Annotated in this window: 30 protein-coding genes; 19 read left to right on the forward strand and 11 right to left on the reverse strand. The window is 37.9% G+C overall.

Translation table 11 applies throughout. The features are described from left to right. Window positions 1–154: 154 nt before the first annotated feature. The 4 genes from KHA88_RS21005 to KHA88_RS13190 all read left to right on the forward strand — a co-directional run bounded on the left by KHA88_RS21005 (window position 155) and on the right by KHA88_RS13190 (window position 2,484). The gene (locus KHA88_RS21005; RefSeq protein WP_249313208.1) at window positions 155–250 is read left to right on the forward strand and encodes a DUF6440 family protein; all 96 of its coding nucleotides are present in this window, start codon (window positions 155–157) and stop codon (window positions 248–250) included. A gap of 460 nt (window positions 251–710) precedes the next feature. Further along, window positions 711–971, forward strand: coding sequence for a hypothetical protein (locus KHA88_RS13180; protein ID WP_213107959.1), 261 nt, complete (start codon window positions 711–713; stop codon window positions 969–971). 342 nt (window positions 972–1,313) lie between these two features. Then, window positions 1,314–2,027 (forward strand): class I SAM-dependent methyltransferase, encoded by a 714-nt coding sequence (locus KHA88_RS13185; protein ID WP_213122186.1) that lies wholly within the window; start codon window positions 1,314–1,316, stop codon window positions 2,025–2,027. A 19-nt stretch (window positions 2,028–2,046) separates the two neighbouring features. Continuing rightward, a complete protein-coding gene (locus KHA88_RS13190; RefSeq protein ID WP_213122187.1) occupies window positions 2,047–2,484 on the forward strand; it encodes a GNAT family N-acetyltransferase in 438 nt (145 codons plus the stop codon). 217 nt (window positions 2,485–2,701) lie between these two features. Here KHA88_RS13190 and KHA88_RS13195 read toward each other — a convergent pair whose 3' ends face one another. Further along, complete coding sequence (locus KHA88_RS13195; protein ID WP_213122188.1) at window positions 2,702–3,121, reverse strand: DUF4362 domain-containing protein; 420 nt, start codon at window positions 3,119–3,121, stop codon at window positions 2,702–2,704. Window positions 3,122–3,242: 121 nt separating this feature from the next. Next, entirely contained in the window at window positions 3,243–3,725 is a 483-nt protein-coding gene (locus KHA88_RS13200) for a DUF2798 domain-containing protein (protein ID WP_213107963.1), read from the reverse strand. Window positions 3,726–4,153: 428 nt separating this feature from the next. Between KHA88_RS13200 and KHA88_RS13205 the strand changes: the two genes are divergently transcribed. The 4 genes from KHA88_RS13205 to KHA88_RS13220 all read left to right on the forward strand — a co-directional run bounded on the left by KHA88_RS13205 (window position 4,154) and on the right by KHA88_RS13220 (window position 6,959). Then, complete coding sequence (locus tag KHA88_RS13205; RefSeq protein WP_213098153.1) at window positions 4,154–4,351, forward strand: hypothetical protein; 198 nt, start codon at window positions 4,154–4,156, stop codon at window positions 4,349–4,351. 455 nt (window positions 4,352–4,806) lie between these two features. Beyond that, the gene (mraY, locus tag KHA88_RS13210; RefSeq protein ID WP_430413704.1) at window positions 4,807–5,763 is read left to right on the forward strand and encodes a phospho-N-acetylmuramoyl-pentapeptide-transferase; all 957 of its coding nucleotides are present in this window, start codon (window positions 4,807–4,809) and stop codon (window positions 5,761–5,763) included. A gap of 302 nt (window positions 5,764–6,065) precedes the next feature. Continuing rightward, complete coding sequence (locus KHA88_RS13215) at window positions 6,066–6,524, forward strand: YoqH family protein (RefSeq protein ID WP_213122189.1); 459 nt, start codon at window positions 6,066–6,068, stop codon at window positions 6,522–6,524. A 165-nt stretch (window positions 6,525–6,689) separates the two neighbouring features. Further along, window positions 6,690–6,959, forward strand: coding sequence for a LapA family protein (locus tag KHA88_RS13220; RefSeq protein WP_213122190.1), 270 nt, complete (start codon window positions 6,690–6,692; stop codon window positions 6,957–6,959). Between the two features lie 611 nt (window positions 6,960–7,570). Here the strand turns inward: KHA88_RS13220 and KHA88_RS13225 are convergent. From KHA88_RS13225 to KHA88_RS13235, 3 genes are all read right to left on the reverse strand, one after another. Beyond that, a complete protein-coding gene (locus tag KHA88_RS13225; RefSeq protein WP_213122191.1) occupies window positions 7,571–8,881 on the reverse strand; it encodes an MFS transporter in 1,311 nt (436 codons plus the stop codon). A 76-nt stretch (window positions 8,882–8,957) separates the two neighbouring features. Next, window positions 8,958–9,362, reverse strand: a complete 405-nt coding sequence (locus tag KHA88_RS13230; RefSeq protein ID WP_213122192.1) for a GNAT family N-acetyltransferase — start codon at window positions 9,360–9,362, stop codon at window positions 8,958–8,960. A gap of 265 nt (window positions 9,363–9,627) precedes the next feature. Beyond that, on the reverse strand, window positions 9,628–10,605 hold the full coding sequence (locus KHA88_RS13235) for a S8 family peptidase (RefSeq protein ID WP_213122193.1): 978 nt from the start codon (window positions 10,603–10,605) through the stop codon (window positions 9,628–9,630). 290 nt (window positions 10,606–10,895) lie between these two features. On the opposite strand from KHA88_RS13235, the gene KHA88_RS13240 reads away from it, so the two are divergent. From KHA88_RS13240 to KHA88_RS13265, 6 genes are all read left to right on the forward strand, one after another. Further along, complete coding sequence (locus tag KHA88_RS13240) at window positions 10,896–11,612, forward strand: 3-ketoacyl-ACP reductase (protein WP_213122194.1); 717 nt, start codon at window positions 10,896–10,898, stop codon at window positions 11,610–11,612. Window positions 11,613–12,402: 790 nt separating this feature from the next. Continuing rightward, entirely contained in the window at window positions 12,403–13,320 is a 918-nt protein-coding gene (locus KHA88_RS13245) for a patatin-like phospholipase family protein (RefSeq protein ID WP_213122317.1), read from the forward strand. 109 nt (window positions 13,321–13,429) lie between these two features. Next, window positions 13,430–13,768, forward strand: a complete 339-nt coding sequence (locus KHA88_RS13250) for an ArsR/SmtB family transcription factor (RefSeq protein ID WP_249313109.1) — start codon at window positions 13,430–13,432, stop codon at window positions 13,766–13,768. Window positions 13,769–13,784: 16 nt separating this feature from the next. Next, window positions 13,785–15,080, forward strand: a complete 1,296-nt coding sequence (locus KHA88_RS13255) for an arsenic transporter (protein WP_213122195.1) — start codon at window positions 13,785–13,787, stop codon at window positions 15,078–15,080. A gap of 21 nt (window positions 15,081–15,101) precedes the next feature. Further along, window positions 15,102–15,521, forward strand: coding sequence for an arsenate reductase (thioredoxin) (arsC, locus tag KHA88_RS13260; protein WP_213122196.1), 420 nt, complete (start codon window positions 15,102–15,104; stop codon window positions 15,519–15,521). A 200-nt stretch (window positions 15,522–15,721) separates the two neighbouring features. Continuing rightward, window positions 15,722–16,048: a YnfA family protein gene (locus KHA88_RS13265; RefSeq protein WP_213098897.1), complete on the forward strand. Its 327-nt coding sequence runs from the start codon at window positions 15,722–15,724 to the stop codon at window positions 16,046–16,048. Window positions 16,049–16,108: 60 nt separating this feature from the next. Here KHA88_RS13265 and KHA88_RS13270 read toward each other — a convergent pair whose 3' ends face one another. The 4 genes from KHA88_RS13270 to KHA88_RS13285 form a co-directional block, all read right to left on the reverse strand. Then, a complete protein-coding gene (locus KHA88_RS13270; protein ID WP_213107972.1) occupies window positions 16,109–16,318 on the reverse strand; it encodes a hypothetical protein in 210 nt (69 codons plus the stop codon). Window positions 16,319–16,345: 27 nt separating this feature from the next. Next, complete coding sequence (locus KHA88_RS13275) at window positions 16,346–16,513, reverse strand: hypothetical protein (protein WP_213122197.1); 168 nt, start codon at window positions 16,511–16,513, stop codon at window positions 16,346–16,348. Between the two features lie 78 nt (window positions 16,514–16,591). Continuing rightward, the gene (locus tag KHA88_RS13280; protein WP_213122198.1) at window positions 16,592–16,912 is read right to left on the reverse strand and encodes an ArsR/SmtB family transcription factor; all 321 of its coding nucleotides are present in this window, start codon (window positions 16,910–16,912) and stop codon (window positions 16,592–16,594) included. A gap of 139 nt (window positions 16,913–17,051) precedes the next feature. After that, window positions 17,052–17,630, reverse strand: a complete 579-nt coding sequence (locus KHA88_RS13285; RefSeq protein ID WP_213122199.1) for a uracil-DNA glycosylase — start codon at window positions 17,628–17,630, stop codon at window positions 17,052–17,054. Between the two features lie 373 nt (window positions 17,631–18,003). Here KHA88_RS13285 and trpB point away from each other — a divergent pair, with 373 nt between their 5' ends. After that, window positions 18,004–19,173 (forward strand): tryptophan synthase subunit beta, encoded by a 1,170-nt coding sequence (gene trpB / locus KHA88_RS13290; RefSeq protein ID WP_213098141.1) that lies wholly within the window; start codon window positions 18,004–18,006, stop codon window positions 19,171–19,173. A 51-nt stretch (window positions 19,174–19,224) separates the two neighbouring features. On the opposite strand, the gene KHA88_RS13295 is transcribed toward trpB, so the two are convergent. Continuing rightward, on the reverse strand, window positions 19,225–20,301 hold the full coding sequence (locus tag KHA88_RS13295) for an NAD(P)H-dependent flavin oxidoreductase (RefSeq protein ID WP_213122200.1): 1,077 nt from the start codon (window positions 20,299–20,301) through the stop codon (window positions 19,225–19,227). A 155-nt stretch (window positions 20,302–20,456) separates the two neighbouring features. Between KHA88_RS13295 and KHA88_RS13300 the strand changes: the two genes are divergently transcribed. After that, window positions 20,457–21,017, forward strand: coding sequence for a hypothetical protein (locus KHA88_RS13300; protein ID WP_213122201.1), 561 nt, complete (start codon window positions 20,457–20,459; stop codon window positions 21,015–21,017). Window positions 21,018–21,450: 433 nt separating this feature from the next. Next, window positions 21,451–22,296 carry a hypothetical protein gene (locus KHA88_RS13305; RefSeq protein ID WP_213122319.1) on the forward strand — a complete coding sequence of 282 codons (846 nt, stop codon included), beginning with the start codon at window positions 21,451–21,453 and terminating at the stop codon, window positions 22,294–22,296. Window positions 22,297–22,528: 232 nt separating this feature from the next. Here KHA88_RS13305 and KHA88_RS13310 read toward each other — a convergent pair whose 3' ends face one another. After that, complete coding sequence (locus KHA88_RS13310; protein ID WP_213122202.1) at window positions 22,529–23,602, reverse strand: RNA-guided endonuclease InsQ/TnpB family protein; 1,074 nt, start codon at window positions 23,600–23,602, stop codon at window positions 22,529–22,531. Between the two features lie 183 nt (window positions 23,603–23,785). On the opposite strand from KHA88_RS13310, the gene KHA88_RS13315 reads away from it, so the two are divergent. Together KHA88_RS13315 and KHA88_RS13320 are read left to right on the forward strand one after the other, a co-directional pair. Then, a complete protein-coding gene (locus KHA88_RS13315; protein ID WP_213122203.1) occupies window positions 23,786–24,112 on the forward strand; it encodes a four-helix bundle copper-binding protein in 327 nt (108 codons plus the stop codon). 200 nt (window positions 24,113–24,312) lie between these two features. Further along, window positions 24,313–24,867 (forward strand): TVP38/TMEM64 family protein, encoded by a 555-nt coding sequence (locus KHA88_RS13320; RefSeq protein ID WP_213122204.1) that lies wholly within the window; start codon window positions 24,313–24,315, stop codon window positions 24,865–24,867. Window positions 24,868–24,985 lie beyond the last annotated feature (118 nt).

A 24,985-nucleotide genomic window follows, 5' to 3' on the forward strand; every position in this document is an offset into this window, starting at 1 on the left:
CAGACTGGCTAGATTTGTTAAATAATCGTTTCATCTTAAATTGTTTACAACTATAAAGAAGGAGTGAGATTATGGCTGATAAGCGCTTTGAAGAGATTACACGCAAGGAAAACTAAAAGTTACTAAAGCTATTCGTGATAATGAAACCGGGGTACTGTATATGCTGCATCAGGAAGGGTATGGTGCGGGGCTGTCTGTTATGCTCGATCAAGAAGGAAAACCCTTAGTAGATAAGGATTTTAAAAAGTAGTAAATGTATTAACATTAACCCATTTAATGTGACTGTTATTAAGGTCTGTTCTTGAATCGTGTATGATTGTTGAAGATTACTAGTCTAATTCCTGAGTGAAATTGCAAAGGGATTAGATCTTTTTTTTTCCTCAAATCATCATTCTCAGTAAAAGTATTGGCAACAGGTGGTACATCCTATGACAGTTAGTGGTGAAGTTAGTGATTGTAATCAACTACCACACGAATTGAAACACAATATCCAAAGTTGGCATAAATTACGTTTATTTATTATGGGCAAATACTGGATATTGGTATGTACGTATAATGTAAGTTTGTGCTTTGTCAATGATCCTTCCCTCCTGCCCCAATATTTCTCTTTCTCAAAACTTCCGCGATTATCTTAGTAGTGCTGTCCACTATGCCTAAGAAGTTGATACATATGATGTTATATATCTATTGAAAAAGGAGGGATATATTATATGACAGTTGAACATTATCATGCTATGTGCCATAGATGTAGAGGCCGGGCTGTTGAAATCAGAACTCGGGATGGGAGATTGCACAGAGGAATCATTCGGAATGTTTCACCTAGAAGCGTGTATTTGGAACCCCTTGGTCCGAGAAGGGGCGGGTATGGCTACGGTTATGGAGGGTATGGATATGGCTTCTGGGGTGGAGGCTTCGGCTGGGGTATTGCCCTTGGCTTAATCGCCGGAATTTCACTTCTCTGGTGGTGGTAATCGAAGAAGGGACAGCCTAATAGTAGGTAACGTATTTGGTCTGCCCAATGACACATATGAAGGATTTAAATCAATTTCCAAATCAAAAATGGACGGTGCAACTGGACAACCCAAGTTGCACCGTTTATTTAATTCACTACTTCTCTAATTGATACCAGCAATTTTCCTTGACGGCATTCTCTGAGGAATGAGACTGCAACAAATTTATACGTCAAAACCTTCCCACAATCGCTTCATTTGAATACGGTATAAAAGATTGTATTAGCGGAGGTTATTTTTCATGCTACATGGTTAACCGAACCATCTTTTTATTGGTTATGTTTAAAGAAGGAGGAACAAAATGTGGAAAGCGCCTATCTTAATAGCTTGGCCTTATTCGGAGTAGGAGGTGCGCATCCCGGGGGTCTTCAACTAACAAAAAAGATTTTATCAAGGGAAAAGATCTCTAAAAGTACGAGAATTCTTGATGCAGGATGCGGAACTGGGCAAACTTCTTCGTTTATGGCTAAAAAATACGGCTGTCATGTAACCGCTCTGGATTGCAACGGAATCATGCTGGAAAAAGCGAGAAAAAGATTTCAGTCCTTGCATCTTCCGATCGATCTTCGGAATGGGAGCACTGAAAATCTGCCTTTTGAAGACGGATCATTTGATATCATTTTGTCTGAATCTGTGATGTCATTTACAGATCTATTATTAACCATTCCCGAATTTAAACGGGTATTAAAATCAGATGGTGTAGTGCTGGCCATTGAAATGGTCCGTGAAAAACCAGTTTCCGGCGAAAAATTAAAACAAATTCTTGATTTTTACGGAGTGTCTCAGTTATTGGCCGAACAAGAATGGATTTCGCTTTTTAAAAGAGCAGGCTTTAATCAAATACACGCGGAGAAATTTAACTTGCAGCCGGATGAACACGATTCTGGCAATGTCGCCGACTTTTTACCTTCCAATGAGATCGAAGATTCCCATTATAAAGCTTTAGAGGAGCATCATTATTTATCAACTATTTATAAGGACATTTTAGGCTGTCGCATATTCCGGTGTAAGGCGTAGGGTGAAAGGGGAGGAAAACATGACGGTTAGAAAAGCTACTCAACGTGAAACACAAAAAATATTGCAGCACTCCGAGAAAGTAATGGAAGAAGCAACCATGGGATATGTAAAATCGCAAAAAGATAAAGCGTATCAAATGGTACTCTCATATTTTGATGAAGGCGGTTTTTATCTTGTATATGCTAAAAATGACAACATACAAGGATGGATTGGAATAGGAAGGGCAATGGATTCTTTTGCCGATGAAATGGTCGGGCTCATATTTGAAATTTTTGTTCTTCCCAAGTACCGGAAACAGGGAATTGCGGAAAAATTATTCTTTGAGGCCTTTGAATACTTAAAAGGGGAGGGCTGTAAAATAGTCCAGTTAAACGTATTTGAAGGAAACCCCGCAAGGCATCTGTATCAAAAGCTTGGCTTCCGTGAAATTTCCACGATAATGGAGAGACAATTATAGGATTCTTTTGGCTTAAACACGTTCTAGTATACTTCTTTTGTAAAAATAAGAGGATTTCGGTATCTGTAATTGCCTATTAATCAATCATTTCACAAATTAATGTCCTCATATTTGTGTCTCATCCATAGAACCAAATGTGAGGACATTTAATCAATAATAAGCCTTTGAATGAGATATTTCATCACATTTTTTATTAAAATGCCTTGTTACTATGAGTTTATTTCCAAATGACTAAAATGCTGTTGTCTCTATTAGTTTTGTCGCATCCTGATAGAGTGTAGTCCGTTCTTTCCTCATTTTCCTTAACATCAATTGATTTGCAAATTGCGGTAGTAACACTTCCACTACCGAATTCATCTCTAGTAGTATCAGTGGTCGAATTGATGATTTCCCCATCATATTCAAGGTCGTGCAACATGGGATCTCCTTCGATTGTATATCTTACAATTCTAATTTTATCTTTTGTGCCCTCATTTACATTCCCAACAAATTTCATAAACTTCTCAAGGTTCGTTATTTCACCGTGCGAATCAACAATATCTTCATCAGAAGGATTATAACTACAACCGGACATAAGTAGCAGAATGAACATAAACCAAATTGCTTTCTTCATTAAATGTCCCTCCCTATAATCCATTATCTTACATAAATTATATCATTTTCAAAGAGCGTGAGTTACAGTTCCAATAGTGTAAGGAAGATTAAAGAAGACGTTCATATTGATTGATCCTTAACCTTGAAACCCTTTTTGGAAGTTCTTAAATATTTAATTCTGGCTCTTGTATCGATGGTTTAATGTATTTAGCTAATAGCCTCCGTGATATTGGTCCAACAATGAGCAGCTGCGAAGGTAGGGCCACGATAAAGTTTAGACCAACTATTTTAAGATAAGCTGTGAAAATTGAATCCTCAATTCCAGTCATTAACGAAGTTAAAATAAGCCCATATACTGACATAATGAGAACCATTATAGGGACCATACAAAAAGCCATCGCCACAATAAAGTTGATTTCTTTCGATTTATCATAAGGCAGTGATAATGCAAATTTACGCGCTTTCGGTTCAACGAATGACTCCGCAATGAAAGCGACGATAAATGTGATGAAAAATTGAATGACTGCATTCCCTACTGTATATGATGAAAATCCGTGTAAAGCTGTGTTGTAAACTGACATAATAAGCACCATTCCAAAACACATGAATAATCCGAAAATAATGCCTTCTTTTTTATTACTAGGCAAATAAAAACATCCTTTCGTATATAGAATAGATGTAATTATATATGCCTGAATTTTTTTACATAAGTGACGTTTCTGTGAACTTTTTAGATATGGTAAATCCAAAAATAAAGTCAATTTCCAAATGATTTAGGAAAATAGTTAGAAGAGGAGTCTTTTATACGATCCCGATGGGAATGCTATTAATCTAATAGAATGGCCTGCTAATAATGAATAGAATCCAGAGAAAATTGGCTTACGAATTAATTTTGGAAAAAAAGCAAAGGAGATAGAATGATCGGAACCTAAAGTATCTGTCGGAAATTGGATAATAATAATTCTTTAGGATGGTAGCGCTTACCTTTATAATGTAATCAAGTGGATGGCATTCGTAGCTATTTAACATTGAGCACAACGATACCGGAGGGAAAATAAAAGGAGGGTTGAAAAATATGGAAGAAAGTAAAGTCCCATTAGTCAATTTTGTCCAGGATGACCGTTTTGAGCTAAACTCCTACCTTACTTATTTATTTATCAAAAGTAAGCATTCTACTCTATTAAAAGTGGAAGATATCCTGGTAAATCAATATCCGCAAAACGACTATTGGATGAAGGCATCGGGGAAGATGATAAATAAGGGAAAAATCTAAGCGACTAATTTATTCTTAGCGAATAAAATAGTCGCTTAGATTTTCTTTTTACTTTTAACCTATTATTCATTTTTCGCCAACTGCCAACCTCCAGTCATTACATCGTATGATACTCCTAGGGAGGGTTCCAATTGCCAAAGATTAAGGATATAAGCAAATGATGGTGGAGAGAATTTCTCCACTTTTTAGTTGAAGAAACATGGAAAAATAAATCAGTAACAATTCTTCAAAATGTTGAATATAAATAGGACTGTGCTCTTTTTAATTGGACGAAACATTTAATCATTCACTAACCGTAATCATAGGCTATTTTAGACAGTTCACTTTACTCCCTAACTATTTTTAGACAGACCAGCATCCTTTTCTCCATAATAATTGAGCGTTGGATCTTATCGACATAATGAAATCAATAGGAAAATATATATGAAAATTAATAGAAAGGGAGTTACTGAAAAGTGAGTGATCAAATAATCCCGGCAATGATTTCTTTTTTAGCGGTCGCAGCATTATCCCCTTTATTAATTACTATTTTAAGGAAATTAGGACTTATTCAACCCATAAGAAAAGAGCTTCCCTCTGATCATCAGTTGAAAAAAGGTACCCCATTAATGTTCGGAATTATTCTCTTTGTCGGCATCGTAGTCGCAACTCTTTATTCGCCTACCCGGTTAATGTTCTTCTTATCAATTACGTATATCCTATTTAGCTTTGTCGGATTTTTAGACGACTTTTGGAAAGCCTCGCGTCAGGATCCAGGTGGAGTATCAGGTAAGACAAAACTTGTTTTTCAATTTTCTTTTACAGGTATTTTACTATTTTATGTGATCAACGTACTTGGGATAGATACCAACATTCAAATTTATAAAAACATGTCCATTGACTTCCCAATCGTACTGTATGTTATTGTTATTACTTTATTTGTCGTTGGTTCGGCAAATGCCATTAACTTTACTGATGGATTGGATGGCCTTTTAGGAGTTGTAGCGATTCCAACTTACTTTTTCTTTTTTATGGTTTCAGAAAGATTAGAGGTACAACTTTATAGTTTAATTATGATCGGGTGTTTACTCGGTTTTCTTATTTATAATATTTATCCGGCAAAAGCTTTCATGGGAGATACGGGTTCATTGGCAATTGGGGGATCTCTTTCATTTCTTGCTGTCCTTGAGAAAGTTGAAATATTAATTCCAATATTATTTTTTATCTATTTTGCAGAACAGCTGTCGGTTATATTGCAGGTTACCTCGTTTAAACTTACTCGTAAACGGATTTTCAGAATGACACCGATCCATTATCATTTTTCCTTAAAATATGGGTGGTCAGAAACTACGATTGTTGCGGTTTTTGGAGTATTATCTTGGTGTTGTACTTTTATGTGTTTAGCTTATTGGAAATACCTTCTACATCCATAAATGGGGTTATTACCATCCCAACGCATATTAGAGGTAACCAAGCAATGAACAGTACGAGAAAAAGAATCAAAGGCCGGAAATCTGCGACCGCATAAATCGATGTACTGATCAATATCCCGATCATTAAATAAAGGACGAAGATCATTTCTCATCAGCTCCTTTTTAACATTATAAAAAAAACATTTTTTTTTGATTGGGCTATTTATTCTAGGGGGGGAACTATTAACCGTCACGCTCAATTTTTTTTAATAACAAAACAAAATAAATGGAAAACTAACCAAAATAAGCTTTTGGAGGAAACGATGAAACAGTTTATTTTGGTTTTAATTTTATTGGGAGCAATCATTGTAAACCCTAATATGCCTAAAGCAGATACAGCTAAATCCTTGCCATGCACTTTGGTGTTGGAACCAGTAAAGAAAGGTTATCCCAATGCCAAGGGAGCTGCACTGGTATACAAAGTTAAATTAACGCCGTCCTTTCCGAGAACAAGTATTAGTATTCATGCCATACACCTTCCTGAACCAGCTACTTTTGGGAAATATGATATTTTCGAAGGATTTGCGTTTATTCCAAACGAAATAAGTTGGCGCTTCAAACTATATCCATCTTCCGAAAAAGAAGATCCAACCTGGTCAGGAAGAATCGATGAGATTACAGCGGCGATGAAAAACGTTAAAATCCAAGTGCGGCCTTCAAACTCAAAAACAGACAAATTAGGACCTCCAGTTTTAAGCAACAGCATTAAATATTGTAAATAGACTAGATACTGAAAGAACCTAAAATCCCGTATTCATAATCGGGATTTTAGTCTTATTTTCTTCCTATATAATCTTATTGTCTTGTCACTAGATAGCCTCAATTACTATAATAATGAAAAGTGTTTCACCACTGTTCACGTAAAATACTAATTAATGAGGTGGCTTATGAAAAGGCAATGGAACTTAATATTAGCACTAATTGTCGTGTTAATTATTGCAATTTTTTCAGTTATCAATGTTGAACCTGTAACGGTTAATTATTTATTTGGAAAAGCTGAGTGGCCCTTGATACTTGTGATTATTGGGTCGGTTGTATTGGGAGCTTTATTAGTTGGATCGCTAGGTATGATGAAAATTTATCAACTTCAGAAGGCATTGAAGAAGGTGGAAATGAATAAAGACAAAGTACCAAAAAATAATGTGGAGAAAAATTAGTAGGATTTTTCATCTGCTTTTGTATTTTGGACTTTCTTCCGATAATAGTGCCTATGGCTGTTGTACATAGTGTTTCAACGCCCTATCAGAACAGGTTTATCTTTTTTTCTTCTATGAATGTCTTCATAGAATGTCTATGAAAACAGCGCCCTATCAAAAGAGGAAAAGCAGTCATCATCAAGCCTTTATGAGTACAGAGATCTGTGAAAATAAGATAAAACGGGAATCATGAACCGTTCATGAGTACAGAAATCCGAGTAAATAAGATAAAAGGGGAATCATGAACCATTCATGAGTACAGAGATCTGAGCAAATATGGGAAAACAGGAATCATGAAGCGTTCATGAGTACAGAGATCTGAGTAAATATAGGAAAACTGGAATCATGAACCGTTCATGAGTACAGAGATTTGAATAAATAAGGTAAAACGGGAATCATGAAGCGTTCATAAGTACAGCGACCTGAGTAAATAAGATAAAAGGGGACTCATGAACGATCTATGATAAGTAGGTTTATCTTTTTTTACTTTCCCGCCTGGAGCGGTCAACTTTGTACTGAACTTTCTGGACAGCCCTATGGGAAAATCATCGTTAAAAATTTTCCTATCATTGTTACATTGATTCATAACTTTGTGCATTTTTATTGCTGCGGGACCAGACAACGACTGGGATAAGCAGTAGTGAAAGGATGCCCCCCGCGAGTGAGAGTGTTGTATAACTGGATTGTGCTACGACCATTCCAGATAATGCTCCACCCGATGCTCCGGCCAAAGCAACTAACACATCAACAGATCCTTGAGTCTTTGCACGAGTGGACAGATTAGTTGCATCCACAATGAGTGCTGTTCCGCTAATTAACCCAAAGTTCCAACCAAGCCCAAGCAAAGAGAGTGCAAGGATGAGTACTAGCATGGATTCAGCAGGTGCAACAGCTGCCAGGACACCAGCAGCAAGTAGAGTGGCGCCAGCTGCGATTGCCATAGCAGTCCGTCCAATCTTATCTACAAGCATACCGGTTACAAGAGAAGGTAGGTACATTGCGCCAATATGAAAGCCAATCACTAGTCCTATCGCTCTCAAGCCATGTCCATGATGCCCCATATGTACAGGTGTCATTGTCATAATAGAAACCATCACTATTTGCGTTAAAACCATGATGGTGGCTCCAACAACGATTCCTCGTTTTTTACTAGGTCTCTCATATGAAAAATTACTCCCATCCGTGCTTTGCACATCTGCAATTGCTTTCGCAACAACAAGAGGGTCTGGTCGAAGGAAAGTTAGGAGGATTAAACCGGCAAGGATGTAAGCTGCAGCTGCTAGAATGAACGGACCAGCTAGAGCCGGGACTCCAATTGCTATTGCGAATCCGCCCATTATATCTACCAAGTTTGGACCTGCCACAGCACCTAAAGTGGTTGCTACCATCGCAATACTGATTGCTGTTGCTCGCTGTTTAGAATTCGCTAAGTCTGTCCCTGCATAGCGTGCTTGTAAATTTGTTGCGGTACCAGCACCATAAATTAATAGTGAAGCAAAAAGAAGGATAATATTATTAGTTATTGCTGAAAGCATTACTCCAATTGCGCCTATACCGCCAGTCAAGAATCCTGTTGCAAGTCCTGATCGTCGTCCAAAATGTTGGGAGAGTCGCCCTACAAGTAGCGCAGCGCCAGCAGAACCTAAAGTGAACAACGCAGCTGGAACCCCAGTAAAACTATCCGAACCTAACATGTCTTGTGCAAGGAGTGCTCCAACGGTTACGCCTGCCGCTAGTCCTGCACCTCCGAAAATTTGTGACATAACAACGATAATCAACGTCCGTCGATATAATTGCCGTTGCTTTTCTGGAGAATCAATATAATTTCGTAACCAATCCGGATGATTTTCTAATTCATTTGACACATCCGCTTTATTCGACATCACTCATACCACCTTTCCATTAAAATAAATCATCATCAAAAAAGCGCTCGGAAAGAATCCAAGCGCTTATATTTGTTTAGCTTCCTGATTGCATTTTGTAGTTCCTTGAAATCATACCATTTGATTTTGACATGCCGAATTTTTCATAATAATGAACCAAGTTGTCATCGCAACATAAATCAATCATATAGATGTCATCAAGTTCTTTTAGCATCCGATTTACTAATTCCTTACCAATCCCTTTATTTTTATATTCCGGTAAAACTTCAAGAAAAGGAATATAGGCGGATAGGACTCCATCACTGATCGCTGTAATAAATCCAACTACTTGATTAGTTTTATCATCAATCGCAATAACCACTTTACTGCTTTTCTTTAACAGATTTAAGTGAGTTTGTGGATTTGGTGGATTTGGCCAATCTACAAAAAAACCTTTTAACATATCAGAAGAAATACCATCGATCGAAATTTCATATTTCATAATATATCAACTCCTAATTTGTTTTAAACTAATTATTAGAGAGGTGATATATCAAAAGTAAAGTAACAAATAAATGACCTCCAAGCAGTGTTCCGATATTCATACATATTCTACTTAAAATCCAAAATCCCTTTTTATTTTAAAAGCCGATTAATTCCTTAGTATAAGGAATTAATCGGCTTTTACTTAAAGTATTCTTTCTGCGTATCTCAAGCCTGCAAGAAAGCTACCCACACTTTATTATGCTCTCAATTGAAATGGATTCTTAGCCAACACTTCCATGCTCATACAAGACCATCGTTTGAAATTTTTGATCAAATATTTTGGCCAAATGCTCGGGAACTGTTAAATACACAAGTCCGTTACCTTCAAGCTTTGGAGAGTTCCCTAGTGGGACCGTCCTTTTGATTAATTGGGCGTAAAGCTCGGGCTCCGAAAGCTTTCGTTCAAAAATTTTGTTCGACAGATTCTTTATGAGGGCAAGCGCCCCAGAAACATGGGGTGCAGCCATGGAAGTCCCGCTTAATGTGGCATATTTACCGTTTAAATACGTAGAGAGAATCGCTTCACCCGGAGCAACTAAATCTATTTCGTTATTGGAATTGGTAAAATAGGAAGAGCGCCGTTCAAAGTTAATCGCACCCACACTAATGACTTCGTTATAACAGGCTGGAAACGAGAATTCATCAGTCGAATCGTCGTCATCCCCTTCATTTCCTGCTGCGCAAACCACAAGGACATTGTTTTTAACTGCTTTTTTGACCGCTTCATAAAGTTGAGGATGATCAATAGGTCCCCCTAGCGACATTGAAATAATATCCGCTTTTTGTTCAATAGCATAATTAATTCCATTGATGATCCAATCATATTGTCCAGAACCCTTTTTATTTAATACTTTTATAATTAGTAGACTTGCTTCGGGAGCCACTCCTATTACACCAATATCATTTTGCTTGGCAGCAATCGTTCCAGCGACATGGGTTCCATGACCATTGTAATCATTGAATATATCTGGATTGCTCCCATCATCATCCGTAAAATTCCGCCCGCCTATAATCTGAGCTTGTAAATCGGGGTGAGTAATGTCGCAGCCTGTATCCAGGACAGCCACCGTAACACCTTTTCCTTTTGTCTCGTCCCAAATCTTAGGCGCCTGTATCAATTCCACACCTTTAGGAACTTCATTCACCTTTTCCTCTAGTTCAATCACTTCGTATGGAATCAGTCGAACATCATGCTTCATTTTTTTCCCTCCTTAAGAGATTAAATTGAAGCTTATTCTAGTTGTTATCCACATTCTAACAATTCTGAACCTTTTTCGATAGTTTCATTTGTAGGATTATTTAATCGTTTTTAAGCAAAAAAAGTGATTCTAAAGTATGGTTTTTATTTAAAAAATTGAGGAGTAGCATGAGGCTGATACGGAGGGTTAGGGAAAAAATTTAATCATGTTCATCATAATGTACCTTTACATTAGTTAAATACACTTTATTTCGTTAAAATAAAACTATCTCATCTAAAGGAGCGAAAAACATGCAAACGATCGCGGGAAAAGTGGCGTTAATTACAGGAGCAGGGCGTGGAATTGGACGTGCAACAGCAGTAGCTTTTGCGCAAGAAGGTATTCATGTAGGTCTTGTTGGACGTACGCTTGAAAATTTACAACAAGTGGCAGAGGAACTTAAACAGTTTGATGTGAAGGTAGCAATTGCTGCGGCAAATGTAGCGGATATAGACTCTATCACCACAGCAGTTGAATCAATTCGTAGCGAGCTTGGTGCAATCGATATTTTAGTAAACAATGCTGGCATTTCAAAATTCGGTGGCTTCATGGACTTAACGCCTGAAGAATGGACAAATATTATCGATGTCAACGTAAAAGGTGTGTACTACACAACACGTGCGGTTTTACCGGAAATGATCGAGCGTAACACTGGCGACATCATTAATATCTCATCAACAGCTGGTCAAAAAGGTGCACCAATTACAAGTGCATACTCGGCTTCAAAAGCTGCAGTTATCGGACTAAGTGAGTCATTAATGCTAGAAGTACGTAAGAAAAATATTCGTGTGACAACGTTAACGCCAAGCACGGTCGCAACAGATATGGCTGTTGAGCTAAACTTAACAGACGGCAATCCAGAAAAAGTGATGCAAGCAGAAGATTTAGCAGACTTAATGGTTGCACAGCTAAAACTTCATCCACGTGTTGTATTAAAACATGCTGGACTTTGGTCGACGAACCCTTAATAGAGCTATTCGAGAGATTAAGACGCTATCCTATGTAATTTGGATGGCGTCTTCCTTTTTTAAAATAAAAAGCTCTAAAAAATAGGATACAGCCAACATTATTTGTTGATCTATTTTAATCAGCCCTACTTAATCACAACTATTTTCATATCCTTTACCACAGGCATTATATCAATGTACTCAGGCGATAAAGTTTTATATAAGACCATCAGCCCATTTGGAAGAAAACTCCAGACGCGTTATCTGAATAGTGGTATAATTAAAAAATCAATAGAATAGGTTTCTCAAGGGTGGTCAGCATACCTCTATAGAAAGGGGGAGTGCTTGTGTCGGTCTTTGAAGCGTTGATTTTAGCGTGTACCTTTGCAGGCTTACTCGTTGCAATGCTACAAACTGGCCAAAAAAAATAACCCACCCTTGAGCCTCCAAGCATAAGGGGTGAGTTGATGTCCTTCTCATAGCCGATTGCCCAAGGAGGGAACCTTCTATTGTATGGACCGCGTAGTATTGCGTAAGCGTAGGGTTCTAGCATCAGCGGTCTTTTTGAATATATGTCCTACTTAACTATATAATACCCGAAATTATGTAAGGTGATCAATGAAAATGGTTTTTTCATAAAAATGTAACACTCTCCGTGAACCTTCTTAATATGGTTCTGGCGGCAAGTTGATAGTCTATGTACTTTCGCCAGTCTCCCACTTCGCTAATCCTGTAATTTAATTCGGGATTTTTTTGTTTATCTCTTTTTTTATAGAATGGTAACTAATTAGTGAATTGAGAGGTGGAAAAATTGAAGGCAGACGCTGTTTTTGAAGGCGGTGGGGTTAGGGGAATTGCTTTTATTGGAGCGATACAAGCAATGGAAGAGGAAAATGTAGAATGGGAAAGACTTGCCGGAACATCAGCAGGGGCAGTTATAGCTGCGCTTTTGGCTAGCGGCTATAAAAGCTATGAAATGAGGGGCCCGCTAAGTGAAATTGATTTCTCAAAGCTTCGAGGCAGGACGCTTCTAAATAGAATTCCCTTTTTCGGGGCGTTAATAGAACTTATGTTTAATCTTGGAATTTATAAAAACGATTATTTGGAAACATGGTTGGACTCACTTCTTTCAGAAAAAGGTATTAAGACTTTTGCGGATCTACCAGAAGGAAAATTGAAGATTATTGCTTCTGATATTTCGAATGGTCAAATGCTTATTTTGCCAGATGATTTGTATCGTTATGGGTTGACTCCTGCTGATTTAAAGATATCCACTGCCGTTATGATGAGTGCCTCTTTACCATTTTTCTTTCGTCCAGTTATTTGGAAATTAAAAGACCGAAAAAAATCTTATATTTTAGATGGGGGATTACTTAGTAATTTCCCAATATGGATATTTGACACTGAGAACCCTCGCTTTCCAACCTTTGGCTTTCATTTTGTAAAAGATAAAGTCGCCATAGATCCGGTCATACCAACGCCGCTTCACCTTTTCAAAAATATATTTAAAACGATGCTTCAAGCACATGATTTACGACATATGAATGAAGAAACGCTAGAACGTACAATTCAAATTCCAACTGGCAACATCAACGCAACTGATTTTGAACTAAATGAGGATCAAATTGATTTTCTCTACCGGTCTGGTTATACTTCAACAAAAGAATTTTTGTCAAAGTGGGATTTTGAAAAATATAAGGTTAAAAGAATGCAAAAAGAAGAGTATTAAATAGTAGAAACATTGCTTCCTAATTAATCATAAATTAGAAAGCAATCAGATTGCATTGTATAAGCAAATCATTATATACTTATACGCGGATGAGCTTGGAGGTATACAAATGTCCAATATAGAAATCGAGCAAGCTGCTTACATATTTAAATTATTTGGCGATAAAACGAGATTAACGATGGTAAAAATGTTAGAGTCCCATGATTATTGTGTTTGCGAATTTGTGGCAGTGTTTAAGGCGAGCCAGCCCGCAATTAGCCAACACATTCGAAAACTAAAAGATGTCGGTTTAATTAGTGAAACAAGAAGGGGACAATGGATTATTTATTCGTTAAATAAACAAAGTGAATATTATCCATTTGTACAACATTTGCTTCAGCAAATCCCTAATCAAGACTATCTATTAAAAGAATTAGAAGAACAAGGATTAAGAATCTCGTGTGATTAATTTGGAGGAATGAAAATTGCCATCAGTCATATTAGCGTCATTGATTTTTTTACTAACATTGACCCTTGTGATTTGGCAGCCGAAAGGGTTGTCAATCGGATGGTCAGCATGTGGGGGGGCAATTTTAGCACTACTTGTTGGCGTTGTTGACTATAGCAATGTTATAGAAGTTACATCAATCGTCTGGAATGCAACGTTAGCGTTTATTGCAATTATCATTATATCGCTTATTTTAGATGAAATTGGCTTCTTTGAGTGGGCAGCTTTACATATGGCTAGAGCGGCTAACGGTAATGGGATAAAAATGTTTGTGTATGTAAGTATTCTCGGAGCGATTGTTGCGGCTTTTTTTGCAAACGATGGAGCAGCTCTTATCCTGACACCAATTGTGCTAGCGATGGTTCGAAACCTAAACTTCAATGAAAAAATGGTCTTTCCATTTATCATTGCTAGTGGTTTTATTGCCGATACAACATCACTACCGTTAGTTGTAAGTAATCTTGTCAATATTGTATCCGCAGACTTTTTCGGCATTGGGTTTGTTGAGTTCGCATCCAGAATGATCATTCCAAACTTCTTTTCACTTGCTGCCAGTATTTTGGTTTTATATCTGTTTTTTCGAAAAAGCATTCCGAAGAATTATGATGCATCTACGATAAAAAAACCAGCTGAAGCCATTCGGGATGAAAAAATGTTTCGATTATCTTGGGTAGTATTAGGAATTCTACTGCTTGGATATTTTTCTAGTGAAATATTAGGCATCCCAGTTTCAATTATTGCGGGCATTGTCGCGATCTTTTTTCTTTGTATGGCCAGTAGGAGCAATAAGGTTAACACTAAAATGATTATAAAAGGGGCACCTTGGGCCATTGTTTTTTTCTCAATCGGCATGTATGTCGTTGTGTATGGTCTACGAAATGTTGGTTTAACGAATGTATTGGCTGACCTTATTCAACTAACTGCTGATCAAGGGCTGTTTGCAGCAACGATTGGAATGGGATTCATTGCAGCAATTCTTTCGTCTATTATGAATAACATGCCAACCGTTATGATTGACGCTCTAGCGATTGCGGATACTGATACAACTGGCGTTATGAGAGAATCCCTTATTTATGCGAATATCATCGGTTCTGATTTAGGTCCGAAAATTACGCCGATAGGTTCTTTAGCGACTTTACTATGGCTACATGTTTTATCATTAAAAGGCGTGAAAATTTCTTGGGGTACTTATTTTAAAACAGGGATTATCTTAACGTTCCCAACATTGTTTATTACATTAGTTGGGCTTTATTTATGGCTATTAATTACATGAAAGTAAAAGGAGATATTCGCGATGTCAAAAAAAACGATCTATTTTTTATGTACAGGAAACTCTTGCAGGAGTCAAATGGCAGAAGGTTGGGCTAAAAAACACTTAGGTGAAGAGTGGGAAGTGTATAGTGCAGGGATTGAGGCCCATGGATTGAACCCTAATGCTGTGAAAGTAATGGAAGAAGCGGGGATTGATATAACAAATCAAACGTCCGATATTATTGATTCTAAAATCCTAAATCAAGCGGATTTAGTGGTTACCTTATGTGGCGATGCGGCTGACAAATGTCCTGTTACACCTCCAGGCGTGAAGCGGGAACATTGGGGATTTGACGACCCTGCTAAAGCCGAGGGGACGGACGAAGAAAAATGGGCTTTCTTCCAACGTGTCCGCGACGAGATTGAGGAAAGAATTGAACGTTTCGCTAAGACTGGGGAATAATGTAGTTATATAACCAAGAGAGGATTCTCTTGGTTTTCTTTTAATCAGATATAAGTAAACTCCTATTTGATAATACATGTTCAGGTTATAAGATGAAAAAGGTTAGGTGCTATCCAACAACGGGGAAGGGAATTTACAGAATGGTTTAATGTGAAAACACAATTACAGTGTTAAATAAAGTACTCAAGGAAGTGATTTAAATAATTTATGCAACTGTCCTATTTATACTTGCAGGACTTGCTGAAATAGGTGGGGGTTATCTTATCTGGTTATGGTTAAGAGAAGGTAAACCGTTTTATTGGGGTATCTTTGGAGGTATAGCTTTGGCTTTGTACGGTGTTATGGCTACATTTCAATCATTCCCATCGTTTGGTAGAGTTTATGCTGCCTATGGAGGGGTATTTATCGTTCTTTCTGTATTATGGGGATGGAGCATTGATAAAAAAACACCTGATTTATATGATTGGTTAGGTGCAGGTATTTGCCTAGTTGGTGTTTCAGTGATGTTATTGGCACCACGTCAATAAAATTGAAAGATAACAAGGTGAAAAGCCGTGAAAGTTTTCCACGACTTTTCACCTTGTTATCTACTGGTAGCAGCAATTTTTAAGGTCTTCATATGCAGTTAAAAACCGTTGATACGTTTCCTTTCCGAACTGATCTTTATTATTATGAAAGAACATTTTAAATGTTAGCTCTTTCGCCATTTCCAAGGTACAATTTCTTGATTTCAAAATTAATTTTATATAAGAAAGAAAATACTCTTTTCCTAATACACTTCCACGATTGACGGTCATCTTCTAGACACTCCTTAGGAATTATCATTAACAACAGCAACAAAGATCTAAGGCATTAATCTCCTTCGTACTGACCTTTTGTAAAGAATTCTTCTGATTGAACAATGGGGCAATTTTCCAATAATGTTTAGATACTCTTTCCAAATCCTTTTGTTTTTGTTCCACCAACTTTGAAATCACATAATCATTAAACATTGTAATCCTCCTTAAAACAATTTTTTTTGATATACTAATCAAATAAATTTGATGTATAGTGCAAAAAGAGAATACGAATCAATTAGGTCTAAATAAACAACAAAGTTCCTCTGACAGCAAGTGGTTGATCTCTTTATTATTAAGTTGGTAATAACTCCAAGTTCCACGTGTTTCCCGTGTAAGGATATTAGCATCCAATAAAATCTTTAAGTGGTACGATAATTTTGATTGTGTCATATCCATCATTGGCGCTAAGTCACAAACACACATTTCTCCTTTTTGGGTAAGAATGTTCATGATTTGTAGTCTCTTTTTATCCGCGAGGGCTTTGAATTTTACTTCATATGTGTCGATGACTTTTTCTAATGATACATCCTGAAATTTTAATTCCATCTTCATTGTTAATCCCTCTTCCCTTAAATCAATTTTATTTGATGTATTTATATTACGCCCCAAAACTTACCAAGTCAATCGTTAAATCAAAAAAAATTGATTTAAATTTCATTCGTTTTTATCGTAATGAACTCTCGATAAATCATTAGAAATTTGTATTATGATATCGCTCTGCAACAAACTGCCAATCACTCAAAAATAAAGACCATAAATTAGGACGGCGCCTAACAGCAAGCGGATGGTAAGCCACACCTGTTTGATAGCCTTGAACATTATGCCAAGTGCCGCGAAATGTCTTTACTTCTGCTTCAGGGTTTTGAAAAAAGGATTGGACTGCAACGTTTCCTAAACAAAAAATAAGTGCGGGTTTTTTAGTTTTAATTTGCTCATCTAAATGCATCATACATGTTTGGCGAACCAGTTCCTTATCATAGGCACGCACAGGCTTTCTTTTAAGGATATAAGTTACATATATGTCATCCATTTTTAAGTTAGCTTTGTGTGCAGCTTGTTGTAATGTTTGTCGAGTTCCGCAAACAATTGTATTACCTTCGCGATCTTCACGGGCTCCCGGGTTATCAAGAATGATCATTATCGGCGCATCAGGATTTCCTTCGCCCCAGATCATGCGTGAACCATGCTTATAAAGCCCACATTCACGACAATTAATTAAATGATCGGGGGTTGGTTCTTCCGACCAAATTACAGGACAAAAATCAGACAAGACTCTTCATCTCCTAGTTTTAGTGCTATGCATATTCTGTCCGTCTAAAGTGATAATCACTCAACATCACTTAATAAATTGAGTGGCTCGCAAATCGGCGCGAGTGGCTTGAATCCGTTCATGAGTGGCTCGCAAATTTGCTCGAGTGGCTTGAATCTGTTCGTTAGTGGCTCGCAAAATGACGCGAGTGGCTCGAATCCGCCCATGAGTGGCTCGCAAATCAGTGTGAGTGGCTTGAATCATCGAGTTTGGTTCGCACATCGCGAGAATTTGCCTAAATAGGTTGATTATTATCAGAAAAGGTAATAAAATTTGGAATAATAGAATTTTAATTATATTTTTTTCTTTTTACAATTAGAGGAGATGAGTGTAGATGAGTCAGTCAGTTGAGCTTGAAAAAGGGTATTTCGGAGAATTCGGAGGTAGTTTTGTTCCACCAGAACTACTGGAGGTCTTAAAAATCTTGGATGAAAACTTTAATAAGTATAAAGATGATGAAGAATTTATTAATGAGTTCAAATATTATTTAGAAGAATATGTCGGAAGAGAGACCCCTCTCTATTTTGCTGAACGCCTAACAAAAGAATTAGGTGGAGCCAAAATATATTTAAAGCGGGAAGACCTTAATCATACGGGCTCCCATAAAATTAACAATGTACTTGGACAAATACTTCTTGCCAAACGGATGGGCGCAAAACGAGTGATTGCCGAGACGGGTGCAGGTCAACATGGCGTTGCGACCGCAACGGTTTGTGCGATGTTTGGGATGGATTGTACGATTTATATGGGCGCGGAAGACACAAAACGGCAGGCGCTAAATGTTTTCCGTATGGAATTACTCGGTGCAAAAGTAGTGGCTGTTTCTAAAGGGCAAGGCCGCTTGAAGGAAGCGGTTGACGAGGCTTTGGGCGATCTCGTACAAAATTATGAAAATACGTTTTACCTTTTAGGTTCTGCAGTAGGACCACATCCGTTTCCAACAATGGTCAAGCACTTTCAATCAGTGATCAGCAGGGAAAGTAGAGCGCAAATTCTTAAAAAAGAAGGCAAACTCCCCTATGCTGTTCTTGCTTGTGTTGGTGGCGGAAGTAATGCGATCGGTTCATTTGCTGAATATCTTTCAGATAAGGAAGTTCGCTTAATCGGTGTTGAGCCAAGTCAAGCAGCAACATTGACGACTGGGACAACTGGGGTCATTCATGGATTTAAATGCATTGTCTTGCAAGACGAGGAAGGAAATCCAAAGCCAACATATTCGATTGCAGCAGGATTAGATTATCCTGGTGTTGGACCGGAACATAGTCATTTAAAAACGTCTGGTCGTGCGGATTATGTCGCCGTTACAAATGAAGAAGTATTGGAAGCTTTTCAAGTGTTGTCTAAGTTAGAGGGGATTATTCCAGCCCTTGAAAGTGCACACGCTGTTGCTTATGCCATGAAACTAGCTCCAACGCTAGAAAAAGAGCAAAGTATTGTTATTAATATTTCCGGGCGCGGGGATAAAGATGTAGAGCAAGTATTTCATATGTTAGAAAAGAATTAAATTTTATTCTTTCTAAAAAACAGGGACAGGAATTTTTCTGTCCCTTTAACTTTAGAGACCTTCAATTGTTTTTTTAGCTTCGGCAATGATATGTTTCATTAACGCTTCAACAGTTTGATTTTTAGCTAACCTCGGGCTTTGCCCAGACCAAAGTGACATAAAGTCTTGATTATTTTGTGCTGTTGAAGCATTTCTAATAGGTTGGGTCAGTACATTTTGAATTGGGAAATCCGGAAAAGACTGTTCGTGTTCCTGCATTTCTGAAATGAATTTATTTTTAATTCCTCTCGCCCATTTACCGGAAAATGAACGGGTTAAAACCGTTTGATCGTCATTAGAATGAAGAATGGCTTCCTTATGTATCTTATGTGCTCCACTTTCCACACAAGTTAAGAAAGCAGTACCCATTTGCACACCCTTTGCTCCTAAGCAGATGGCAGCCATTAATCCGCGCCCATCCATTATTCCTCCAGCAGCAATAACAGGAATGCTCACTGAGTCTACAACTTGAGGAATAAGTGACATTAGACCAACTAAACTTTCCTTATAGTCATTGATGAAATTCCCTCTATGTCCACCGGCTTCACTGCCTTGAACAACAACCGCATTCATTCCGATTTTTTCATTCTCAACTGCTTCCCTGACAGTTGTAGCCGTTCCTATCAAAATGATGTCATGTTCCTTTAACTCAGTAACTACTTCCTTAGGAGGAACACCAAATGTAAAGGAACAAATCGGAACCTTTTCTTCGATCACAATCTTTACTTGTTCGTAAAAATTTTCTAATACACTTTTCGGGTGAGGAAGGTCATCCTTATCTATTTGTACATTCAATTGGTCACGGAGAGGTTGTAATAAATGGTTAGCAAATTTTATCTCATCATCTGCAGCACGAAATTCGCTGGGAACAAATAAGTTTATGCCAAAATAGCTGGCTGTTAACTGCCTTATTTCTCTGATTTGTTCACGCATTTGATTGGGGTCCATATATCCAGCTCCAATCATTCCGAGACCACCGGAATTAGAAACAGCTGCAACTAATTTTGAAGTTGTTACTCCTCCCGCCATCGGTGCTTGTATAATCGGATACTCAATGTTCAATAGTTCCGTTATTTTATTAGCTAACATTAATTTCACCTCGTTTTTTGTATTCCCCCGTATCCTATCTTTTCTTTTCCAAACCAATTAAATCCTTTTAAATGTGATGAGATCCCTTTGTAAAAAAACTTGTCCGTTTTTATATTTCCAAACATATACTTGTACAAAAAGAGGAGTTGATCAGGATGACAATTGGGTTAGTCTTATTAGCTACGTTATTATTGATTTGTTCATGTGGGGCTGGGGTTTCAGCCTATATATTTAGAAAAAAGCTAACTGCGATGCACGGAATGCTGTTTGCGATGTCTCTGGCAATGGGAATCGGTTTATTTGTTGGATTGCTGATAGGGATTATATATCAAGGTAATTTGTTGTTATCCACCGTGATTGGAATGGGGGCAGGATTCATGACAGGCATCATCATTGGTTCGTTTTACTCTTTTCTTGCCCTTTTGGAAGGAATGTTATCGGGGATGATGGCTGGGATGATGGGGGCTATGCTTGGAGAAATGATCATGCCCACGGATTGGGATAAAACAATCATGATCATGTTTACAATCGCTTCATCTATTTGCTTATTAATTATATTTGAAATTTTCGCCCATGTAAAAAAACAAAGCAAATTGATTCGGATTTATCAAAATCCGTTCATTATCGGTCCAATCTTTGTGCTTTTATGCCTCCTGCTATATTCCCAAGCTCCTTTTTTTACTGAATGGATCCCTCACAAATCTCCACATCATTAATCTTATTCTCGTCATTCGCCACCAATCGATGAAGCCTAAGTTTTATAGGGAAAGTGCCCAGTCCTAAGACAATAGAGGTACATAGGATAACTTGAGGTCTTTAAAAGCTGAACATTATAAAGGGAAGGGAGTTGTTTTTTTGAAGAATAAGGGGAGATGTACTTCTTGTGAAAACTATTTCTGGAAAGGTCAACTTTCGCCGTTACCAAAGGATTTACTTCGCCTTAACCGGAAATACTGTCCAAGTTGCTATCCTGATGTCTTGGAAGAACATACCAAACTTTATTTTGGCTTTACTTGAACTTTAATCAAGCCTGCAAACAAAACTGTTTGCAGGCTTTCACTATTGTATTTAAGTTTTTGTGAATACATCCAGCTCATTTTTGGAAAGCTTTTTGTAAGTTTTCCAAAACTAAAGAAATGAGTGAAAAACATGCGATCCGTTTACACAGCCATTCTACTATCAGTTATCTTGTTCATTAATAGTTCGAGTGTTTTAGCTAGAGAAGAAGGGGTGGGTATTCGAATTGACATGATCCCCTGGGAAAAAGTAAATGAGATATTGCCGAAATACAGCAAGTTTACAGTTATGGATTTGGAAACAGGTAAAAGGTTTGAAGTGCAAAGGAGAGCTGGAAGCAGACATGCGGACGTCCAACCTATCACCTCAAAAGATACGAAAATAATGAAAGAAATTTATGGTGGAAAATGGAGTTGGAAACGCAGAGCGATTATTGTCATTCATCAAGATCAATGGATTGCTGCTTCCATGCATGGAATGCCACATGGCGCTGGGGCATTGGACAATAATTTTCGTGGTCATTTTTGTATCCATTTTCACGGAAGTAAGACTCACCGTAAAAACGCCATGGATTTATCACATAAACTGATGATTTTAAAATCAGCGGGTAAGCTACAAGAGTATGTGAATAGCGCCGGTCCGAATGAACTGATTAGTGCCTATATAGCTGGAATAAAGCAGCAGGATTCCAAAATCATCTCAGCGACATCCCTTCAGCAAATTGACTCGACAAAACGATTGCAAACGGTAGCGAATATAGGTTTGAAACGTATGCCCGTACTTTCTGTTGAAGATGTAGCAAATGAAATAAATCTTGAGGTGCCAATTGAAATTGAATGGATTAATAAACATTCGAAAAGAAAAATATTTAACGGAAATATTTACTTAGCCCGTTTTTCCCCTACTGATTCATGGAAAATAGATAGTCAACGTTTCTTAAAAGATAGTGGTATTTTTAAAGAAGAAGCTGGAAACTAACTTTTATTATGCGGTTTAGTCCAATTCTCCTCGGTTGACACTCCCACCCGTAAACGGGCTAGCAGGCTAACGCCTGTGGGATTCTTGAATGACTGAACGTCCGCAGGCCATTTCTGTTTTAGACAGCCTTCAAGCTCAGGGGTGTGTCATCACCCCGCCCCATTTCGTTCTACGGATCTTGGATACGCATGTACCGAAACAGGCGGTGTCGCTGTGACCACGACACTAATTTTTACGCAGACTTTTTATTTGATAAACCACTTATTGCTTTCGCAATATTAATAGAGGCATTCACATCGGCATGGCTTTTATAGCCACATTTCCTACAACAGAAAGCATCCTGTTTGCGGTTTCGTTTATCGGCATGTCCACATTTACATATTTGAGATGTACGCTTGGGATTAATATATTCAACCTTGATTCCAGCTAGTCCTGCTTTATATTGAATGAACTCCTGCAATTGATAATGGGACCAGCTATGTAGATTGCGCCCTGCTTCTTTCCTGGACTTCGCAGAATGCCGGATGCCTGTCAAATCTTCCATTCGGATGAGATGAACACCGTTCTCCATCGCGAAATTGATAATCTGACGGCTAAGCTTATGGTTCGTATCCTTCATCCATTGAGATTCCTTCTGTTTCGACTTACGAATCGTTTGAAGCTTTTTCGCTTGGCCCAGTTTGCGTCTGAGGGAAGCGAAACGTCGCCTCGTGTATGCGGTTTCACTCCCGTGAAAGAACATAGAGGTAGTGCCAATCGATGCAACCGCAAGCTGGCGCAAACCTACGTCCACTCCCATGATAAGGTTTTGATTCCCTGATTGTGGTTTCACTTCAAATGACATTGTGATCGCCACAAACCAACGCCGCCTTTTTTCGTAAAGTTCCGCCTTGCCTTGTTTCGCTTCACCAGACAAGAGTTCGTCGAGCCATTTTTGTTGATAGCTTTTGACAATGATCGGAACACCAATCCGTTTTTCACATGTCGGAAAAGAAACTTTATACAAGTCATTTTCTTTTTCCACTTTGAAATTCTGATTGTTAAAGCCACACCAAAAACGAAGAAACTTTTTCGTGTTTTGATGCCTCTTTTTGGATTGCACTTCCCGGATTGTCTGATTGACAATAGCCGAAGGGAATAATTTGTCTGAATACAACTTGAATACTTTCGAAGTCGCCGCTTTCAAACCTTCGAAATTCAACAACCAATTCGCAAAAGCTGTATTAATTTCAGTCATCTTTCGGTACATCTTTACTTTTTCTTTTGTCGGTTTTTGAAGTTCCAATTTCAGCGTAATGATTGGCATGTACTTTTCACCTCCTCCTTTGATTATACCACACGAACAGAATGTATGTTCTGTTTGGGGTGTAAATAGAGAGGAGACCTTCAAGTATTTGACCTCACTTTCATCCCACCCCTAAAGGAGATGGGCTTTCTCGTTCGGAAATTCTGTAACAAAAATATAAGTCCAATTAAGGAGGGATTCGGAATGAATATGACATATGAAGAGTGCATAAAAGCCTGTTTGGAATGTATGGAGGCTTGCAATCAATGTTTTGATGCGTGTTTACAAGAATCCGATATAAAAATGATGGCAGACTGTATTCGTTTGGATAGAGAATGCGCTGATATGTGTGCATTTGCTGCAAAAGCAATGCAAACAAACAGTCCGTTTGCACAGCAAATATGCCAACTTTGCGCTGATATTTGTGAGGCCTGTGGTAACGAATGTAAAAAACACGAGCATGACCATTGCCAAAAATGTGCAGAGGTATGCTTTAAATGTGCGGAACTGTGCCGTAGCATGGCGGCATAAATACTCACTTAATGACATGAGAAGCAGCCTGTTTTCACCGATTGGTGAAGCAGGCTGCTTTTTAATATTCGGGGACCAAGTTATTAGCTCTGTTATCCTTTTGTAAAATAATATAAGGTTAACTTGTTAATCGCAAAATGGGCAAACGGATTTAAAATAGCAATATATGAAAAATAGCCCGGAAAGGAATATAAAAGGATATGGAGAATGTTTCTTTACAATGGTTGCCTCAAAATCCAGTTCTAGCAGTTTTAATCAGTTTGAGTGTCAATATTCTCATTGCAATCTCCGGCATACTTCCTAGCGCCGCGGTAACTGCAGGAAATATAGTCTTTTTTGGTTTTAAAACCGGGCTACTCATTTCAATTATTGGAGAAGCCGCCGGTGCAATAATTACTTTTATCATATACCGTAAAGGCCTAAGTATATTAATCTCTCAAAATCAAGTAAAGAACAGACTTCTAAAAAGGCTAAAAAACACGCAAAGGTTGGAAGCCGTTTTTCTTGTTCTTTTTCTCCGAGTTTTGCCTTTTGTGCCTTCAGGTGCTGTTACGCTGGCTGCAGCTTTTAGTAAAATGGGACTACTCTCTTTCAGTATTGCGAGCACTCTGGGGAAAATTCCATCACTATTTATTGAAGCTTATTCAGTAGACCGTGTTCTTAAATTAACAATAGAATGGCAGATTGGTATTGTCATTGTTCTTATTGCTCTTGTCATTGGCTATAAACTATGGAAAAAAGAATCGGGTAATTGAGATTCTAACTGGTTTCGGAAAAATTTATTTTATGAATAATCCCATCATAATAAACCTATTTTAAATATGAAAAACTTATACTTGCATACGGTGCGGGGGTATGGTAAATTGAAGTCAA

Source organism: Lederbergia citrea, assembly GCF_018343525.1.
Taxonomy (GTDB): domain Bacteria; phylum Bacillota; class Bacilli; order Bacillales; family Bacillaceae_C; genus Lederbergia; species Lederbergia citrea.

What these genes read in the sequence shown, in the direction of transcription:
- KHA88_RS13295 (WP_213122200.1), bottom strand. Translation starts at nt 20,301, where the DNA reads ATGTTAGCTAATAAAATAACGGAACTATTGAACATTGAGTATCCGATT.
- KHA88_RS13205 (WP_213098153.1), top strand. Translation starts at nt 4,154, where the DNA reads ATGGAAGAAAGTAAAGTCCCATTAGTCAATTTTGTCCAGGATGACCGT.
- KHA88_RS13195 (WP_213122188.1), bottom strand. Translation starts at nt 3,121, where the DNA reads ATGGATTATAGGGAGGGACATTTAATGAAGAAAGCAATTTGGTTTATG.
- KHA88_RS13315 (WP_213122203.1), top strand. Translation starts at nt 23,786, where the DNA reads ATGAATATGACATATGAAGAGTGCATAAAAGCCTGTTTGGAATGTATG.
- KHA88_RS13280 (WP_213122198.1), bottom strand. Translation starts at nt 16,912, where the DNA reads ATGAAGATGGAATTAAAATTTCAGGATGTATCATTAGAAAAAGTCATC.
- KHA88_RS13305 (WP_213122319.1), top strand. Translation starts at nt 21,451, where the DNA reads ATGCGATCCGTTTACACAGCCATTCTACTATCAGTTATCTTGTTCATT.
- arsC (WP_213122196.1), top strand. Translation starts at nt 15,102, where the DNA reads ATGTCAAAAAAAACGATCTATTTTTTATGTACAGGAAACTCTTGCAGG.
- KHA88_RS13190 (WP_213122187.1), top strand. Translation starts at nt 2,047, where the DNA reads ATGACGGTTAGAAAAGCTACTCAACGTGAAACACAAAAAATATTGCAG.
- KHA88_RS13220 (WP_213122190.1), top strand. Translation starts at nt 6,690, where the DNA reads ATGAAAAGGCAATGGAACTTAATATTAGCACTAATTGTCGTGTTAATT.
- trpB (WP_213098141.1), top strand. Translation starts at nt 18,004, where the DNA reads ATGAGTCAGTCAGTTGAGCTTGAAAAAGGGTATTTCGGAGAATTCGGA.
- KHA88_RS13225 (WP_213122191.1), bottom strand. Translation starts at nt 8,881, where the DNA reads ATGTCGAATAAAGCGGATGTGTCAAATGAATTAGAAAATCATCCGGAT.
- KHA88_RS13310 (WP_213122202.1), bottom strand. Translation starts at nt 23,602, where the DNA reads ATGCCAATCATTACGCTGAAATTGGAACTTCAAAAACCGACAAAAGAA.
- KHA88_RS13235 (WP_213122193.1), bottom strand. Translation starts at nt 10,605, where the DNA reads ATGAAGCATGATGTTCGACTGATTCCATACGAAGTGATTGAACTAGAG.
- KHA88_RS13275 (WP_213122197.1), bottom strand. Translation starts at nt 16,513, where the DNA reads ATGTTTAATGATTATGTGATTTCAAAGTTGGTGGAACAAAAACAAAAG.
- KHA88_RS13320 (WP_213122204.1), top strand. Translation starts at nt 24,313, where the DNA reads ATGGAGAATGTTTCTTTACAATGGTTGCCTCAAAATCCAGTTCTAGCA.
- KHA88_RS13270 (WP_213107972.1), bottom strand. Translation starts at nt 16,318, where the DNA reads ATGACCGTCAATCGTGGAAGTGTATTAGGAAAAGAGTATTTTCTTTCT.
- KHA88_RS13230 (WP_213122192.1), bottom strand. Translation starts at nt 9,362, where the DNA reads ATGAAATATGAAATTTCGATCGATGGTATTTCTTCTGATATGTTAAAA.
- KHA88_RS13215 (WP_213122189.1), top strand. Translation starts at nt 6,066, where the DNA reads ATGAAACAGTTTATTTTGGTTTTAATTTTATTGGGAGCAATCATTGTA.
- KHA88_RS13300 (WP_213122201.1), top strand. Translation starts at nt 20,457, where the DNA reads ATGACAATTGGGTTAGTCTTATTAGCTACGTTATTATTGATTTGTTCA.
- KHA88_RS13180 (WP_213107959.1), top strand. Translation starts at nt 711, where the DNA reads ATGACAGTTGAACATTATCATGCTATGTGCCATAGATGTAGAGGCCGG.
- KHA88_RS13240 (WP_213122194.1), top strand. Translation starts at nt 10,896, where the DNA reads ATGCAAACGATCGCGGGAAAAGTGGCGTTAATTACAGGAGCAGGGCGT.
- KHA88_RS13250 (WP_249313109.1), top strand. Translation starts at nt 13,430, where the DNA reads ATGTCCAATATAGAAATCGAGCAAGCTGCTTACATATTTAAATTATTT.